This is a genomic window from Tunturibacter gelidoferens (assembly GCF_040358255.1).
GTDB lineage: Bacteria > Acidobacteriota > Terriglobia > Terriglobales > Acidobacteriaceae > Edaphobacter > Edaphobacter gelidiferens.
Map to the genome: position 1 here is coordinate 5,056,342 of NZ_CP132938.1, position 18,803 is coordinate 5,075,144.

Genomic DNA, 18,803 nt, shown 5'->3' on the forward strand with positions numbered 1-18,803 from the left:
CCCAAACCGGACGGCCGATGCCATCTTGTCCATCAATCTAAACCTTATCCAGGCCGTTGCCCCTTTTGAGCGAAAGTGGAGGCCGACTTCCATGCGGAACCTCAAAGGTTGTACCGCTTGAACGCAGACTGTTTCCGAGTCTGCCTAATCCAATCACGTAAATGGTTCAGAAATGGTCGTGCCGGAGGGGCTGAACCCTCGGATCTCTGATCCCGAAGCAAACAGCTAAAAAGCCTTCGCAAGAGTCTCTGAATGGGAATTGAGGGAATTGCAGAATGGTGTAACTTTTGATTCGTCAACTGCGGATTTCTCATGACAACTTTTCTGAAAATGGCTCTTTCCGATCCAGACTGCGAAAGCGCCAACTGCGCCGCATGCGGTGCAGCTGTTAGCAAAACCCGGATGGTAAAATCACCCTCCCAATGGTTCTAAAATGAGGAAGAAGCGTACGAATATTGGATTAACACCGTGCGGTGACGGCTTATCAACCGACCCTTCCGGCAAGAAACGAATCTAAAAGAAATGCTGCCCTCGATCGTTTTGCGAAGCGCACACACTAATTGGACATTGAATTTTCGAGTCAAATCTGGGATCGCTTCTTGCGATTCGAACTCCTTCGATAGCTCTCAAATTCCGATCCTTTTAATCCTTCTTCCTGCTAGCCGGGGGTAGCCTAAGATGCGAGCGCTCCACTCGCTACGTCAAACTGCTCAGATAACCGGAGACTTGCCGGCCTCGAACGATGATGATGGCTTCAACCGATCCGTTCAAAATGCGAGATCTGCTCCATCCACCGAAGCCCAAAGGCCGTAACCTCATTCGTCCTTACCCGCCGATTCGAAGCGAAACGCTCTGTCGGCCCTTGAGAGCAAAACACGAGCTTCGCTGAGATACTGTTCTGCGTTGCCGCAATGTTTTGGCAAATTCTTAGTATCCGCGGGAGCACGGTTCTCGATCCTGGTTTCGGCGAGAATCTTTCGGCTTAAATCCGCAACGGCGTTCCGACGCGATAGCAGGAGCGATTGCAAAACGGCTAACCTGTGATGTGGTCTCGTCCGCACCTTTGGCAACATCTCTCGCATCCGATCGCGAGGCGCCTTCACCGCATCGATAGACTTGTGACCGGATGCGGGAAAACGGTTATCTCCTTCACCATTTAGGCGAAGTCTTCTAGACCTTGGACCATTTCAGAAATAGACTGGTTGCGAGATGTTCATTCGCAAGATCGTTCATATCGATATGGACATGTTCTATGCTTTGGTCGAACAGAGTTCGTACCACAACCCACGCAGCAAGCTGGTAGTTGCACATCCTTTTGTCGCTGGACCTCCTAGGATCACTACATAGAGAGAAAAATGGTGAATCTATGAAACTATTCTACAGCCTATGCAATGCCGCCATAGCGGTGGCTATCTGCATAGTGATTGTCCTCGTACTCGGACTTTTCCCTAGCCCGCACGATTACCGCTTCCTAATCACGGGAGGGATAGTTCTCTTTGTAGCTTTTACCGCCGCCTTCTATTGGAATTTGATTAATATGACCCGAGACTAAAAAGATTACAATGAAATCAATAGTCATTTCTATCGATCGCTAGGTTGTAAATCCTATGGATGAGCGGAGAAACACTGTGTTTGTAAGGATTCGTCACATCCTTTTCGGTCCAATTTTGTGCGGTATATCTCTTGCTCTTGCGATTCTTGTTTCACATCCAGTAGCCGAAATGGGACTAGACGATGACTGGTCTTACATCTGGAGTGCAAACGCTCTTGCGACTACCGGGCACATCATCTACAACGGTTGGGCGACTGCGATTCTCGGTTGGCAACTGTACATGGGCGCACTCTTCATGAGGCTGTTTGGGTTTTCTTTTTTTATTGCCCGGGTCTCTGTCCTGATCATCGCCATCTCGACCGTCGTGCTGATCCAGCGATTACTCCGTCGCTTAGGAATGAGCGACTGGAATGCTACGATTGGAACCCTCACGATTGCGCTCTCTCCCGTTCTACTGTCTGTTGCCTTTAGTTTCATGTCGGACGTCCCGGGATTTTTCTGTATTGTGCTTTGCTTCTATAGTTGCACCCGTGCGATTCAGACAAGCTCGACGCGAAAAACGATTGGCTGGCTTGTGTTCGCAACCATATCAAATATCGCGGGCGGCACTGTGCGGCAGATTGCTTGGTTGGGCGCGCTCTTGGTCGTGCCTTCCACAGCGTGGCACCTTCGAAGGAGATCTGGCGTCGCAATAGTCGCATTGGCCTTGTGGATGCTTAGCGTCGGCGCCATCAGTTGGGCTATGCATTGGTTCAACCAGCAACCCTACTCCCTAACCGATGCTCTAGTTCACCCGCCACACGGCCAACTAAAGGGGGTACTGAGGAACATAGCCTTGCGTAACACTCTTGCTGTCTCTTTGTTCGTCCTCCCAGTTATTGCTGGCTTCATACTCAAGCTGCCTCTTCATGATAGGTGGACTCGCTTTCAAGCTATTTTCCTGTTTATCTTATCCATCGTGGTTGGATTTTGCGGTCTTCTTTTCAGAAAGCAAATTAATCTTGAGCTTGAGATTACCAACGGCACGGTCATGAACAGGGGACTTACAAGCGGGTCTGGAATTCTTGGGAGACAACCGGACATGCTTCCTTACGAATTCCGTATGCTCTTGACCCTCCTACTCATTGCTAGCCTCTTGGGCTTCATACTATTTTGCCTCAATGCTTCCAAAATCAAAGGTCCAGATTGGGAGGGAAAAAATAGATTTACATGGAGTAGTACTGGCGCGCTGTTTGTCCCCTATACAGTGGCCTACATATTTTTGTTGGTGACGAGGACAAACATCTTTGATCGATACCTAATTCCTTTGATTTTGGTAGCTGTGGCCGGTCTTCTAAGGTTGTATGAGCAGAAAATTGGTGGGCGGCTGCCCTCGTTGACTGTGGGTTTAATACTGATGTTCGGTGCTTTTGGTGTCTGCGAGCTACACGACTTATATGCAAGAAATCGCGCGGTGCTAGATATCACAAATGAAATACTATCCACAGGCGTGACTAGAAGCGAGATTCGTGGTGGTTTTGAATATGACGCATGGACACAACTGCAAAATTCTGGCTACGTTAACGATCCTCGCTTGATTGTTCCCACGGGCGCCTATAGAGTCTTCCCAATGCAACCGGGTCTTTCAACTGCCTGTCAATCCTGGTTTTCAGATCTCATGCCATCTCTAAATATTCGATTTGCGCTGGCGTTCGATCAAACCACCTGCTACACCTCTTCGTCTTTCAGGGCTGTTTCTTATAATGCATGGTTGCCTCCGCACAATCGAACTCTCTACGTCCAGAAAATACCCTAAAAAGCAACGGTTGTGGTGAGTCGCTTTGAGTTCAGATCGTTTGGGAGACGACCAAACCACGGCGTCGCGGCATCGAACTTGAAGGGTGTTTAGTCCAAAGGGCCTGATTGCGGATCGTAATCAACTTCGAGTAATCGGATCATTCACTTCGCGTCGCTTTAGTAAAGCTAAGGTCTCACCATAGTGAGCCTGAGGAATTACACGTTGCAAGCGTGCTGGACCTTCATCTCTATACATCGCTAGACAGGCACAGACTGCTAAGCAGGCGCTAAGGCCTGGAGGGATTTGGCAGTTCGGCAGTTTCTTTTGTTCTGAGATCTTATCTTGAAGACGGTCCAGTCTCAAGCTCCCGAGGATCGCCATCATTGGCAGGATCGGAGCACAATAAGGAAACTTCGTTCTAGAAGTTGTCAACACAATAAGGAAAATGATTGAGACTACCAAGCACAAGCGTGCCGCCAAACATTGTCGGGGCGACTGCTCTCGAAAGCCATCCCGTTCGACGCTTCAACCTCAGATATGAACTCTGACAATCAACTTGCTAGAGCAACCGTTCTTCCGGAGCGGAAAGTGGCCGGGCTGAAACACTGCGGATAAGTGCTCCTCGGCGAAGAGCGATTCCTTCCGGGCCCATGACCAGTGTGCCGAGGACAGGAGCAACGTAAGATCCAACGACGGCTGCAAAGATGATGCCGAATGCGGCATAGGTTGCTTCATATATTAAAGCGCCTACGTCTCCTTCCGGGGCGGCGTGGGTGTAGAGAACAAGGACGAGGAGGCCCCACGGAGTCTGTCTGGTGTCGCCGCAGAGGGATTCAAAGACAAAGAAAAGCAAAAACCAGACCGCGGGAGCGAGCAGAAATACCCCCGGCCATCCGGCAAGATGATAGGCAGTTGAGGTGGAGGAGAACGAAACTCCGGTGGTTTCATCTTCTGCACCGAGAATGCCGACTTCATGGGCGTAAATGTTTCCGCTGAGAAGGGTTGGTTTATCAGGCCAGATGAAGTGGGGAACCAGGTTTTGGAATGCTACGGCGATGGGGTATAAACCATAGGTTCCGAACTGGGCGGTGTGATTGATGAGAGCGTCATCGATAGAGATCATCTGAAGCCGATCGAAAAACCCCTGTGGATTATTGTAGTAGCCGAGCACGCGATCTTCATACTGGTCGGCAGAGGTCTGGATATATTGCTCGCGAACATAACTAAGATCGGAAAGGAGAGAGATGACGGTGGAGACGTTCGCTCCGCCGCTTTCTTCGCGGAAAGTTCTTCCGTACTGAGCATAAGGTACGAGATATCGAAAGATGAAGATGGTGGTCAGGATTGCTCCGATGAGCTGCGCTCGACTAAGTTTAAAGCGCTGAGAGGCTACGGCGAGAATCCAGCAGGCGAATGGGGCGAACATGCCTTCTTTCGAGAATCCAACCAGCCCAACGACGAACATTAGGGCCCCAGCAAGGAGGACCGGCAGGTTCACACTGCGTTTGCCGCCGGTGCGGCGGATTGTGTTCATCACTCCGATGACAATTGCCATGGGAAAAAAGCGATTAAGCTGATTGAGAGCACTGAGAACAGACCCGCTGCCAGAGGGTATGAGAATGAAGGCTATGTTGAGGAGAACTCCCGCAATGAGACAGCCGACCGTGGCTGTCTGCATTTTGGTATCGCTGACCATCCTTCCCAGGAGGGCGCGCTTGGGTGCGACCCTTCTAACGAGATAGACCGTGGTTAGCATCATGCACATGCCGGCGAGCAGGACAGCGATGGTGAGGTTCGGGGTAAGGAGATTTGAGTCTGCGGCCTCGCCGAGATAAACTTTCATACAAAGCCCAACAACGACGCCCAGAACGGCGTTGAAAAAGATGAAAGCTCCAGAGGTGCGGGAGAATCCACCCGCGATGTTAAAAGCATGTGTGGCAACAAGAATGTAGAAGAAACAGCCGAGAGAGAACACTGAGCTGGTCCCCTGCGCCAGCTGGATGGCACAAAGGATCGCCGCAATAAAGAAGACCGGAACGATCGGAATGCTTTCGGGAAACGGCAGGCGCACTCGTGTCTTTCTCAATCAGGACTGATAAAGCTTCCGAAAGGCTGGGCTCGCAGGGGGAGCCCTAAATTAGACGGTCAAAGTCCATGCATCCACTCTATCGGCGCTCTCAGTGATGATAGCGATAGTTAGGCCGGATCGTCAAAGGAAAAGCCCTCACGGGGATGCAGCGACAAATACGAGCAAGGTACTCTGCTTCTGCCCGATCGAGAAATCCGCTGTACAATCGCATATCTGCATGGGTAAATCTTTCTTAAGATGGCTGGGGTTTTCAAAGACTCGTCCAACCGCGGAATGCAAGTATTGTGGAGAACGCCTCTTGAAGAATCAAATGCTCCATGTCTATCTGTACGGATGGTTCTGTGATGAAGAAGAGTTTCACGAGTATATGAGTGAGCGTCAGATTTAACTGGTAAACTGAAACCGCAATCCGATATCTTCGGATGCCAATTCGTGGCCTTCGGAGCGGGGATCGCCCAGGCACTGGTATGTTCGCAGTCGTGTGGTCACCGAGTACTAAAATGGTAGGAGCCAGCGCACCAAGCGCAAGCGGCTACATGGTTGACCCCGGATTGGTCTAGGAACGCTGCGATTCTGCCTCGTCTGAGGGCTTTGTCATGTGAGTACCAGGCGGAGTGCGAATGTGGTCAGAGCGGTGCCCAGAACGACGCCGGCAAGAGCGAGGTATGGCGAAGGGGTTAAGCTGAGGCTCAGGAGTAGAGGAGAGATTTCGGCTGATTAGTGGTTGACCACGGAGACTAAGCTATTTTCCCTTCCCGTGGGGCGAGGGACTACCCGTGGTTTGCAGTTCCCCGTGATTTCCATCCACAGTAGAGGTACAAACCGTCGGGGTTGAGGCTTTTGTCGGACCGAACACCCCAGCTAAGACGAGAGCGGCGAACACAACGCCGGCCGCCCCTATGATGTGCTCTTGGTATACAGTTTGATCTCCTGGTCCGTTACGGAATGCAGCTGTAATTGACTGCGAACCTTGCGCCGGCTATGGAGGCGCTTACCGTGATATTGAAACCTGTCGGAGTGGCTACAGAGAGTTACCGATAAGGTAATTGGAAGCGCCGCCATTCTGGTACGCTTGGCAGACATAAGCTGTCGTCGCCGTCGGCCAGGTTAGAGTGGCGATCATCCCTATCGTCGCTGTTCCGCCTATAAGTCCCTCGAACGTTGGTGCAGGTCGCGGTGGCACAGGTCACAGAGGTGACGTCAGTCCCTACGGCGGTGGTTGTATTTCCAGTTGTGTTCGAATGGCAGTTGGTCCCGTTTGCCGCACACACTAGCTGCCCACCAATGGTTGTGGACTCTGCCAGGCTGGCAGGGTTATCGAATATGACTGGATCGGTGATTTCCCATGAGGAGATAGACCCACGGAATCGAATAATTCCATCCTGGTTTCCTCGGTTCCCTGCCCTGACGTAAAGCCACCGGGCAGGCTGCGTTGTGCCACAACCGCCATGCAGCGGGCAACCCATCGGGATCTGACTGCGAGGTTGGGGTCTGTGATCCGTCGTTCCAAAACATTAGGTGCCCCTTCCGAGGATTCTTCGGTCATTGGCTCTTTGTGTGACCACTCGGACATATAATCGAGAGCAGAGAAATTTCGGTGCGAGATGCCCAATTTGACCGAGTTCCCCACGATGTCAAAGAGTTCCCCCAGGTGTCCGTCTTGTCACTCAACCCAATGCGGTCGAGCCCATCGGCGGTATTTCTTTGATTATTTGTCCAGCCTGTTTGGCTGTTTACCGTATCGTTGCAACGAATGTCACACCCGATTTTACGCTTTTGTCAACAGATAATCCGATCCCATTCTAACCGTCGCTAACCTCCTCAAAGACATCTCCACTCAGTTCAAACTCGGGACTGGTCAGTTCCTGGAAGCGTCGCCGGAACTCCTTCCGCTTGATCAGACCAGAGAGCGTCTCTCGGGTTTGAAGCCTTTCGTTTTGCGACTCGTCGGCCTTGCGCGATTCACGATACGTTCCGCGTCGCGTAGGGGCTAGAAGCGACACACCGCTCTCGCGTAAATCCAGATGCGATGGAGCAGGCCGGCCAGCTTATTCTCAGCTTGACGGCAGTAATCGGCGGTGGACGCTGCGAACGAACTTGTGACGTAAGTCCTATCCGCAACGCGACGGCCATCGCGCGCAAACAGTCATATGGTGATGATTTGTCACTCGGCGAGATTGGGGGCAGGTTCTAGTGTCCTGACCGCCGACTATTAACGCAGAACCTTCTCCGCTCTCCGAGCACTGGAATTTTGTTGCACAGGTTCAGGGGTACTCGGCCGTGGCGTTGTACCTGTGGGAAAATCAAAAGCGCAACACGATGAGGCAATAAACGGATGTCCAATAGGGCACGCTGGACCTCGTGGTCCTCAAGACTCTGGATGTGCTTCGAGGTAAAAGCGGAGGATTTGTCATGGGAGTGTTAAGGAGATTTCTGACGCGTCTGTCGAATTTAAAGGCAAAACAGCAAAATGATCAACGGTTGCTGGGAAAACACAGCTTTCCCAGCAACCGTTCCCCAGTTCGCCCAATAGGCGCCACTAGGCAGTTGGACGAGCATCGGAGGTCTCTTCACTCCTACCGATTCGTTACGCCAAACAGTCACCGACATAAGCCAGTGGTTACAGGGTTCATCGCGAGTGACTAAGGGCTCGATCCGGGCTGCTCGAAGGCTAGAGATGAGGGTGAATGTCGAATAGACAGCAACGGAGCGAAGAGCTGGCCTATCCCCTTAGACATCGAGAATTTTTGTGGTCGGTAAAGGCGTGGGTCGATCAGGCGCAGAGTAAGGCAATCGATAGTTATACCAAGGCCGCAGCCAATCAAGGCCCGAGGGTTCCCTCCGCCAGGAACTGACCAGGATGTCTCCCCACGTGGCTTCGATGGCACACCGCACGCTCACCTCGAGAGTGCGGTTTCCGATGCCGATCCACGTTACGGCGAAAACTCCCAGGGACCAGACGATGGGCGCTCCTTGCGATCCGATAAATTTGGCAGCTCTGCCGATATCCAAAAATGATGTGTCACCTTGAAGTATATTGCGCAACATTTGTTGCCGAAATCTACTGCATCTTCGCTTATTATTCTTCTATGCCAATCTTGGAGAAGTTCTTTCAGGAATTGATGGTGATACGAAATGTGCTTCCTTCAAGAGAGCACGCTCATTTGTGCGCACTGGAATTCCCAGACGACACTGAGAAGATCAGAGGGCGAATGGAAGCAGGTAGGAGACGTACTTGGCACGCTCCTGACTCGATCGTTACTTTAACTGGCTAACGGTAACTCTTAAGGGGCTAGACTAAAGTTGTAGAGTGGAAAACTGGACCGACCATGTACGCTTCAGAGATCCGTCTGGAGGGAAAAGTGGGTCTCGTTGAGTTTTGTTCCTTTGAAGATAGCCTTCATCCTTGTTCTAATGCCATTCTCTCTGCCAACAAATACATCAGGAAGATGAAAGGTGGTTCGCAGTCGATTTTAGTTCGAGCCAATGATGGCCGGCACTATGTTGTAAAGATGACGGACAATCCCATAGGCCCCAACCTCCTCGCCAATGAACACATGGGGAGCCTCGTTGCAAAAGCGGTCGGACTCCCCGTAGCGGAAGCCAGGGGGATATGCCTCTCTGACAGCTTCATCGACAGTCATCCGGACCTCTGGTTCGAACTTCCATCTGGAGTACGCCGCCCCGATAAGGGTATGCATTTTGGTAGTCTGTTTGTAGGCCAGACCTCTGGCCCAGACCGGCCAACAGAATACATAAGCCCTTCAAGAGTCAGCATGATCACAAATCGGGAGGTGTTCTTGGGGATGTACCTCCTCGACGTTTGGGCCAATCATCAAGACAACCGTCAGGCTATCTTCAGACGAAGCTCCACAAACGCTCAGGAAGTTTGTTTCATTGATCACGGACATATGTTCGGAGGCCCGGAATGGAATTTCAAAGAGAATCCGGCTTCAGCTCTTCATTTGGAGAGGGCGGTCTACAACGATCTTTGGCAAGACGAACAAGTGACCTCATGGATCTCACGATTTCAAACCATTATTCCGGGAGTGCTCGCTTCGATTATCCCCTCTATGGCAAACGAGTGGTATACAGGAGATTTGAATGAACTGCAAAGAACGCTAATAGATCGGTTACTTCGTTTGCAGAAACTCGTCAACGCAGATGCAGAACGGACTTGGCACCTAAGTCAACAGAAAAGCATAGATGAATCTCCGCGATTATCAGATCTTGGAATACGCGAGCTCAGAACTCCAGAGACACGGAGTGCCTTTCATCGTACTCGTGCGACTGCATGAGCTTAATTCATATGCCTTGCAGATTCTTATCCTGCGAGATTGGAAAACGAAGATTGGAGTTGCCTCCCAATGGGAGGTTGATGAAATCGAAACCTTTCTAGAAGATCTTCGGCTTGAAAGTAGCGAACAGAGTTCGGTTCCCTCTTTGTTTGAACGTTTAGCCAATCTGAATGTTGGTCCTATCCGTACCTCCGTGTCGGGCTCTTGCTCTGAGCAAGATCTAAATGAAGTGATCCGAGAGTTCTTTGATGCTGTTCGCGGATCTTCGTCTTGGCAAGAGCATTTCGACGAGTTTAACGATTTAGATAGAACCAATGGAGTCTCGCGATAACGAATGATCGTGCGGCGACAGAGCACGTGCAGTCTGTATTTTGCACGTGCAGATCACGCTCAAGGATGAGATTGAAGTCATGCGTCGGGTCTAGGCAGTTCAATTTTAAACCTTTATCGGGGTTGAGCTTCCTAAAAAATTGAGAGACCGATCCTTTCCCATCTGCTCATTGGAGTGCCCGGCAAATTTTGTGCCAGTGAGAAACATAAGAAACTGGCATGAGAGGAGCTTTGTATGGGACGAGGGAAGAGGTATCAACCGGAGCAGGTGGTGAACCTGGTGCGACAGATTGAAGTGGCGGTGGCGAACGGGAAGACGACGGCACAAGCCTGCAAAGAAGCGGAGATCGTGGAGCAGACGTATTTCCGTTGGCGCAAGGAGTATGGCGGTCTGCAGGTGGATCAGGCGCGACGGCTGAGGGAGCTTGAGCGGGAGATTGCGAAGCTGAAGCGTTTGGTCGCTGAACTAAGCCTGGACAAACTGGTGTTGAAGGACATCGCGGCGGGAAACTTCTAAGCCCTGAGCGACGGCGTTGTGCGGTCAGCCATGCTTGTGAGCATGGAGTGAGTGAGCGGCATGCGTGCCTGTTGTTGGGCAGCCCAGAGGCACGCAACGCTACCGACCGACGCAGCGTGAAGACGAAGATGCTCTGACTCAGGCCATCGTAGTGCTTGCCAGCCAGTATGGCCGCTATGGGTATCGCGGGATCAGGGCGCTGCTCAAGCGAGCCGGCTGGCAGGTAGGCAAGGACCGAGTCGAACGTATCTGGCATGGCGAAGGGCTGAAGGTACCAAAGAAGCAGAAAGCGAGAGGCCGGTTATGGCTCAACGATGGCTCGTGTGTGCGGCTCAGTCCGACACACTCCAACCATGTGCGGAGTTACGACTTCGTGAGTGCGCGAACTCACGATGGCCGCAGTGTGCGCATCCTGAACTTGATCGATGAATCCACGCGGGAGTGCCTGATGATCCGTGCCGAGCGGCGTTGGAGTTCGGCCAAGGTCATCGGAGCACTGGCCGACGTGATGGTGTGGAAAGGGGTGCCGGAGCACATACGTTCCGACAACGGTCCTGAGTTCGTCGCGAAGGACCTGCGCAAATGGCTGGCGGACACAGGTGCAAAGACACTGTATATCGAACCCGGCTCTCCCTGGGAGAACGGCTACTGTGAGAGCTTCAACCTCAACGGAGAGATCTTTTACTCCATCAAAGAGCTTCGCGTACTGGCCGAACGCTGGCGCGTCCACTACAACACCGTCAGACCACACACACTCCTCGCTGGGATATAAACCACCAGCGCCAGAGACCTTGATGACCACAACCAACAAGGGGCATGGAGCTGTGGAAACCGCTTCGCGCTTCCCACAGCTCCATGCCCCCGACGGCGACTATCTGAACTCAGAGATAAACGCGCTACACTAACTCCTCATTGGCACAAAGATCGGGCAACCCACGACCACGCCGGCGTCAATTCGGTTTCTGAATCGAGGAATTGTCGGGCCCGCCATCGATAATCGCATAGATCAAATGGTAAAGCGCACATCGCGTACCAACGCTGACAAAAAACAATGACGGATGAGCGCATTCCGATTCGGGATCTAAAGAAGGTTGCAGAGTGTCGTAAGGGTTTCGGCTAAAAAAGGCGGTAAGCAAAGCCTACCGAGAAGATGGGGAAAAAGCTGACGTAGCTGAGATTATTATCGTTGCGAGATTTGAAGGCGGCTATTCAACGCTAACAGCGTTGAATAGCTCGTTGTAGAAGGCCATGCTTCGGCCTCCGCTCCGAACCCCGCGCGACGAAAGACCTCGACGTTTTCATTCGGTCAAGCAAGAAGAATAGCGAGGCGGTCTATCAGGCCCGCCATATATGGAGCGCCCCTTGCCGATGTACCCCAGAAGTCTTTAACGAGGTAAATCCGCTTTTCGAATCGGCGTCGAACCGTACCGTATTGATATCCTCCAGCAGATCGATGGCGTTGCCTTTGAGATGGCATGGATCGACCCGTGCAAGGTACGCTCGAAGATGGAGTCCCGGAAAACTCTCTAACGACTTCGAATACGCGCAGTGCCTCAGGCCCGCAGCACCGAGGCCTCGTCCGGCTCGCGGCTCAGAAGCGGTTTCTCCATCACGTACCACGAGACTGACGCGTACACTACCGTGATCGCCGCTGCTATCGCGGCAGTCGCAACGATGGAATGGACCATCCAACTCGCTACGACTAGTGCTGTGGTAGAGATCAGGTACATCGAGTAGCTGATTCGCCCAATATACCGAAGCCGTGCCAACTTCAGGATGCCGACCCACCGCCCGCTCAAAGCCCACAGGATCAACCCTACCGAGATCAGCATCGTCAGCTCGTAGATCACCGTGTTGCCTGCTCGCGTGTTCGCGGCCGTGCTGTATCCGCGGATACGCGACAGAAGTCCCAACGCGATGACGGCTGCGGCTGCCAGTCCAAGGCCGTAGGCCCCGAACTGTTGCACCAATGCACGATGCGAACGCCATAACAGGGCCAGCAGCGCTCCGGCCGCCACACAGTCCATCCTAAACGGTGTAAGAAAATGAATCGCCCACTCCCGCGCAAACAAAGGGGTGCATAACCATCGCAACAACGGAGCCACCACCATCAGGACGCTCGCGATCCACCACAACTGAACTTCGCGTACGAAATACACCACGAACGGCCACACCAGATAAAACTGCTCCTCCACCGCCAGCGACCACAAAATGACCAGCGTATAAGGCTCAAGAATTCTCAGTGGATGAAGGAAGTTCATCAGAAAGACGTACATGTACGCATGGCGCATCCATGAGGTTCCAAACAGCAGCGTCGTCACGGCCAACAACAGCACATAAGGTGGATAGATTCTTCTGGCACGGCGTTTATAAAAACCGCCAAGGTACCTGCCCAGGCTGTCCTTCTTGTGAGCGATCAAAATCCCTGTAATCAGGAACCCGGACAGAACAAAGAACAGATCAACTCCCATCCAGAGCAGCTTGATCGTGAAAGCATGGTGAAAAAATACCGCGAGTATCGCCGCCGCACGTAGTCCATCCAGTTGCAGAATGCGTCCCGGCTGACATGCTTCGCCTTGTCTCCCTGTAGCTTCCATTCCCTATCAAGCATACCTTGTGCTCAAAATAGGAAGAGAAAGTTCAGCCATGCAAGCCTCCAACTTGCGAGATTAAAGGATTTCTTCGTTTTCGTCTGTTGATAACCCCGACATAAGGCAATGATTTTTCAACAGATTACAAAAAGTGGTTCACTTTTGCGCTAAACTAGCTGCTTCTGACTCCTAAGCCTATCGAACTGCTCCTGACTTAAATTCAACATCAATAGAACCCGGTCTGCGCTCCTTTAGAGTCTGCCTCACCAACTGGATGTTCAAAAACGGCGATTGGCTGCTTCCATCAACCCAATAATCTTCTCCGTTTCAGTGAACTCCCAGTGTGTGCCGATGGGCGGAAGGTGGAGTGCTCGTTGGATGAGTTCCATACCTCTATATACGCCGTGAAGCGGCCAGAGTTAAGTCCATACGCGTCGACGCGCTCCAGGTTCGATTCGCGATCCGATACTTGAAACGTAAGCGTCCGTCCTTATGAGGGGGTGTCAGAGTTATGTATCACATAGCGTTATGTGGATACATAACAGGAAGAGTGGAGCGAGACTTTCCATGGCAGCAGTTGGTGGATCTTGTGATGGGGTGGTCTGCGATCTGAGCAAGGACGTGGTGGAGATAGAGCTCCGGGTCGAGTCCGTTGAGCTTGGCAGATCCGAGCAGGGAGTAGATCGCTGCGGCCCGCTCTCCGCCTGCGTTCGATCCGGCGAAGAGGAAGTTTTTACGTCCGAGCGCGACGACGCGCAACGCGCGTTCGGCGGCGTTGTTGTCGATCTCAAGGTGTCCGTCGTCGACGTATCGCGTGAGCGCGGTCCATCGCGAGAGGGCGTAGCGGATCGCCGCAGCTGTGTCGGACTTGCGTGACAGCTTCGCGAGTGTGTCTTCGAGCCAGGTGTTCATTCTGTCGAGCAGAGGTCTTGCCCTAGCTTGCCGAAGCGTCTTCCTGATCTCCGGCGTTCTGCCTCTGATCTCGGCTTCGATGGCGTAGAGTGCGGCGATGCGTTCGATCGCTTCGGTTGTGATGGGCGAGGGGTGCGCGATGTGGATCTCATGGAACTTGCGCCGCGTATGGGCCCAGCACGCTACTTCGATGATCGTTCGTAGAGATGCTGGAAGCCTGCGTAGGCATCGGCCTGAAGCGCACCCTTGTAGAGCTTTAGGTGCTGGCGTGGGTTCTGTCCCTTGCGGTCTGGTGAGTAGGCGAACCATACGGCGGGCGCGGTTGTATCGCCGGATGGCCGATCGTCGCTAACATGTGTCAACCTACAAACGCGATGTTCCCGAGAGCGGTGGTTTGCGCAAGGCAGTGTGAAAACGCGAGTGCGATAGCGACAGCGTTGAGTGCAAAAGCGGATGACTTCATTGGCATCTTCCGTTCGTAGAGTGGGGCTGGCCTCTCTATCGGCGGAGGATGACGGCGGTTCAGTGGTAGGAAAACTTTTTTTGACTGATGATAAGAGTCCGTGTGCCAGATCGGTACTGGCGCGCCAGCGGCGAAGAACTCGCCTCGAGACCGGTCTGCCTCTCAGCATCGCTCGGCCTATCCCGGAATCTTCGTCCATGGAGCTACGAAGGCCGCCGTTCGGAGCTTTCGCACATACGACCCCGACGCCGGTCTACTCCGACTCCAGCCTTGCGCTCGCCCCTGGCAGCTCCCTCACCCCGCTCAACGACGGCGTCATCGAGGCCAGCGCACCCGACGCACGTGAGCGATTCGGCTTCGACCGCACCCAGAACATCGGCATCCGGTCCACCTACGCCATCGATGAGGCGGCACAATTTCGGTCTGAGAGCCCCGCAGTCCAATGACATCACCGTCATGACCCATTCAGGATCATGGATGGTTCAGCTTGCCAGAATCTGCCTTTATCTCCGCTGCTCTTAGGCCCAAAGACACAAACAGCTTTATCCAGTGCGAGCTTCCTGCGTCAGCGATTAGAACTCCCTCTCTGCTGAATTCCTTCGCCATGGTTCATAGGTCACTTGCTCCCCATTCTGCTTTTTTGAACCATATGACTCTCTACTCCAAATCGCTCGACTCTGATTGGCTTCCGCGTGACGTTACTTTGGTCTAAACAGGGCAGGCAGCATGCTGGCTTCCGAAGTAAGTCTTTATAGGTGTGGGCCGATAACAGCGGTGATGCCTACACACAATGCTATTATTTTACGTTCAGCGACGATCATAGTCTTGGTTCTTTTCACGCCATTTCTAGGTTGCGGCAACAACATTCAAGCTCTGGCTGGGAGCCCTCAACCACCGTCAGGGAGTCCGCCGTCTTCGTCCACACCCCAGCCGCCGGTTGCCACCCCTCCGCCCATTAAGGTGATTCCGCAACAGCCAAGCTTAGTCGGGCTTCGAATCGCTAATTCGACGAAGACAGTTCGGTCTGAGAACCCCTATGCCTTCATGGCTACTGCAGACTATTCGGACGGTTCCTCCGCAGATGTGAGTTCCACAGCCTCTTGGTCCGGAACCTCACCGATAGCATATATCTCATCCGGAGGCACAGCGTTCTGCAACGGCCCTGGGACTTCTGCGGTCTCGGTTCAAATCGCTTCGTTTTCGGCATCGTCGTCTTTCAACTGTATTCTGAAACAAGTAGTTCCTCCTCCCGGTTTTGCAGAGCATGCTCAGCAGTTCGATGGGCCATTCCCGTCTTGGTTGAATGTCAAGACCGCGTTTGGAGCAAAGGGAGATGGCGTTACGGACGATACGGAAGCATTCCAGAACGCGTTGAACCAACTGGTCTCGAATCCCGCTATTCTTTGGGTGCCGAAAGGAACATACATCATCAGCGCCACGCTGCAGATGACGGCCTGCGGGGGCGTCTCAATTATAGGCGAAGATCCAAAGCAATCGGTTATTCAGTGGAATGGTCCAGCTGGTGGAACCATGCTGGACCTTGAGGGTTGTGCTTGGTTCAGACTCGCGCGCCTTGGCTGGAACGGCGAAGATAGAGCGAGCGTTGTGATGCGTATCGACTCAACCCTTGAGAATGGAGAGAATTATCCGACCTACGACGATATCGAAGACCAGCAAATCAGTCACACAGGAATTGGGATCCAGGTAGGATTTGCAGGGGAAACGAGCGTTCAACGTGTGCACTTTGATCACAACACGATAGCTGGCGTCCTCTTAGCATCCTGGAACGCATTGAATTTCAACGTGGTCGACTCTCTCTTTACGGACTGCAACGTTGGCGTGACCAATTCCGGGCCTGGAGGATCCGGGGCTTTCAATGTTTCAAATAGCGTCTTTGTTCGGTCACAGACCACCGATATGATGATGTGGAACACCGGGCCTTTTTCAGAAAGGCAAAATATATCTTTTGATTCGACAGCATTTTTCATCGGAGGACAGATCGGAGCTGGGGCAACCATTGTTCTTCAAGGCAATACAGTTATTAGTCCTGCTACAACTCCGATACAAATAGGAAATCCAGGTCCAATTATGCTAATCGACAATTATTTCGCCGGTTTGGACCCTTCGCTTAATATCCTTTCGGTGACGGGCGCCAATCCGCTAGGCGTATTTTCAATCGGAAACGTGTTTGCGGTCGCGAGCCCGTTTGGAAGTAATATTGGTCTGTTCAATAGCGTTGACGAAGCGCAAAGCTCATCGGACATTGTTCCTGAAGTAAATATTCCGACAGATGTCTACATTCCACCCCTAAGCGGCCGTCCTATTTTTGAAGTTCCGGTAGGTTCGTCCGCTAGTGCGATTCAGAAACTCGTAGATAGCGCAGCTCTGGAATCGCAAGGTGGAGTGGTCCATTTTCCAGAAGGCACGTTTTGGATAGATCACACTATCAATGTTCGAGACTCAACAAACCTCACACTGACCGGAGACGGTCCGCTTACGAGCATTTCTGGCGTAGGCTCCCTTTCTGGTCCTGTTATTCAAATTTCTGGAACTCACGCCAGACTCGAAAACATGGCACTCAACGCAGAAGAAGGATCGGCGACGGACACTGCCTTGGAAATCGACATCGAGGATCGTCCGTCGACCAGCGTTCATTGTGATCAATGTAAGACCAACTACGCCAGCGTTGGTCTCCAAGTAGGTGGAGTTGATAATGCTTTAGTTGATGTACGAATTGGCGAGTTGAACGCCGCCGCCGGTCAAAGAGCCGCAGTTATCACGGGAGGCGCCGTCAGGCAGGGCGGAGGTCAGACGTTAGGCCGTCTAGATGGGTTCATGATGTCGCTCGATTCTTATGAAGTGTCGGATGGAGGGCATTTTTTAGTCGAAGATTCCTGGCATGATGTCGGTCAGGGTTCACAGCAATTCACGTTATCCGGCCCTGGGGTCGTGACTCACGAAGGGGGTACCGTATATACACCAAGCTCTGCACCAAGTATGAAAGCAAGCCAGTTCTCTGGCTCAGTAAGTCTACTTGGTGTGTCAAGCAACTCAATCTTGTCGATGGACCAGTCTCAAAAAGCCTCGGCGATGATTGCCGGCACGGTCCAGATTTCAGGGCTTCCAATGCTTGCCACGGATGGCAGCGTAACGCATACGACGCAACTTTCTAATTTTCAATCCGTCAATAATCTCACTCCGACGCCAGTCCTCGATGTACCTTCATCATCCACGGTCGTGGAGAAAATGTTCGCTCAGGCACGCACGGAATATGTCGTCCCACGACTGACACCCTCGCCAGATGTCACTGAGATAGATTTGCACCGGATCGTTGTCTCGACCGATGGTATTGGTATAAAAATTCAACCAAAATCTTCATTTAGCGGATCGAACTCGTATTCAATTACTTCGCTCGCGTCAAACGGACAATCTACGGGCTCACCCTCCAGTTGCAGCAATGGTTCATTGACAATGAATGGGGCTTGGACACTGCAGCAAAACGTGGACGGCTTCTATGGTTTGAGCAACGGGAGTACCTTCCTGTCGAATCGAACCAGCGATTCGACAGATTCTACGAGTACGGGCGTTTCGGCGACGATGTCTGATGCCGGGCAAAGGTGGAACATAAGACCAGTTGGAGGCGGCTCTTTCCATGTCATCAACAGAGCGAACGGTATGGCACTGACAAGTGATTCTAAGGGCTGCATTTCGTTATCTGTTGAGAGTGAGGCAAGCAGCCAAGAATGGTCCGTTGATCTCATAGAGCCCAAATGAGCGCAGAACTTTTGACATGCGAAGAGCGGCCGTCTGTGAGTTCAGCCACATTGGGCCAAGTTGGCGGTGACAGTTTTATACTAGTGATTATTTAGGGCCTGTCCGGTAACCCAGCCCTTCCCACGGGACGATCCACGATTGTCGAGCGAGATGTCGCTTTTCTCAGGTCAGGCGTCTCGGAGTGCCGCCCAAAGGGACGCGGTTCGGGAATATGAAAGTCTCAGGTCTAGAAAGATGAGGATCTGATCTTTACCGCATTGTATCAGCGCTCTCCGTGAGATCATCGCGAGCGAAAAATCCGAGATTGGCAGAACTATCTGGTATCGATTCACATTCACTTCCATTGAGAATTGAAGACCGCAGGGGTTTCTTGGTGGAGTCTACTGCTTCTTTTAAGTGTGACCCTATTCGATTTCGAGACACAGGCTGACCCGAAATCTCCGGCCACCTGATCTCCTTCTGAAACTTTTGCCTCTCTGCGGATGACAACTCATCAGAAC

The 18,803-nt window shown here is 52.3% G+C and carries 6 protein-coding genes and 2 pseudogenes; 5 read left to right on the forward strand and 3 right to left on the reverse strand.

Annotated elements, in window-relative coordinates; translation table 11 throughout:
- Positions 1–1,628 precede the first annotated feature (1,628 nt).
- Positions 1,629–3,347, forward strand: coding sequence for an ArnT family glycosyltransferase (locus RBB81_RS21770; RefSeq protein WP_353072128.1), 1,719 nt, complete (start codon positions 1,629–1,631; stop codon positions 3,345–3,347).
- A gap of 541 nt (positions 3,348–3,888) precedes the next feature.
- Here the strand turns inward: RBB81_RS21770 and RBB81_RS21775 are convergent.
- Positions 3,889–5,415, reverse strand: coding sequence for a hypothetical protein (locus RBB81_RS21775; RefSeq protein WP_353072129.1), 1,527 nt, complete (start codon positions 5,413–5,415; stop codon positions 3,889–3,891).
- Between the two features lie 3,332 nt (positions 5,416–8,747).
- Between RBB81_RS21775 and RBB81_RS21780 the strand changes: the two genes are divergently transcribed.
- Together RBB81_RS21780 and RBB81_RS21785 are read left to right on the forward strand one after the other, a co-directional pair.
- On the forward strand, positions 8,748–9,716 hold the full coding sequence (locus RBB81_RS21780; protein ID WP_353072130.1) for a HipA family kinase: 969 nt from the start codon (positions 8,748–8,750) through the stop codon (positions 9,714–9,716).
- Between the two features lie 565 nt (positions 9,717–10,281).
- Positions 10,282–11,468 (forward strand): annotated as a pseudogene (locus RBB81_RS21785) (IS3 family transposase).
- Between the two features lie 648 nt (positions 11,469–12,116).
- Here the strand turns inward: RBB81_RS21785 and RBB81_RS21790 are convergent.
- Complete coding sequence (locus RBB81_RS21790; RefSeq protein ID WP_353072131.1) at positions 12,117–13,160, reverse strand: acyltransferase family protein; 1,044 nt, start codon at positions 13,158–13,160, stop codon at positions 12,117–12,119.
- 520 nt (positions 13,161–13,680) lie between these two features.
- Positions 13,681–14,425: pseudogene (gene tnpC / locus RBB81_RS21795) on the reverse strand (IS66 family transposase); the annotation flags it as partial.
- A gap of 301 nt (positions 14,426–14,726) precedes the next feature.
- On the opposite strand from tnpC, the gene RBB81_RS21800 reads away from it, so the two are divergent.
- Both RBB81_RS21800 and RBB81_RS21805 read left to right on the forward strand, forming a co-directional pair.
- The gene (locus RBB81_RS21800; RefSeq protein ID WP_353072132.1) at positions 14,727–14,975 is read left to right on the forward strand and encodes a hypothetical protein; all 249 of its coding nucleotides are present in this window, start codon (positions 14,727–14,729) and stop codon (positions 14,973–14,975) included.
- A gap of 853 nt (positions 14,976–15,828) precedes the next feature.
- Positions 15,829–18,303 (forward strand): glycosyl hydrolase family 28-related protein, encoded by a 2,475-nt coding sequence (locus RBB81_RS21805; protein WP_353072133.1) that lies wholly within the window; start codon positions 15,829–15,831, stop codon positions 18,301–18,303.
- The last annotated feature ends 500 nt before the right edge of the window (positions 18,304–18,803 follow it).

Excerpts from the sequence above, each read along its gene's own strand:
- RBB81_RS21800 (WP_353072132.1), top strand. The coding sequence starts at position 14,727 with ATGGAGCTACGAAGGCCGCCGTTCGGAGCTTTCGCACATACGACCCCG.
- RBB81_RS21790 (WP_353072131.1), bottom strand. The coding sequence starts at position 13,160 with ATGGAAGCTACAGGGAGACAAGGCGAAGCATGTCAGCCGGGACGCATT.
- RBB81_RS21780 (WP_353072130.1), top strand. The coding sequence starts at position 8,748 with ATGTACGCTTCAGAGATCCGTCTGGAGGGAAAAGTGGGTCTCGTTGAG.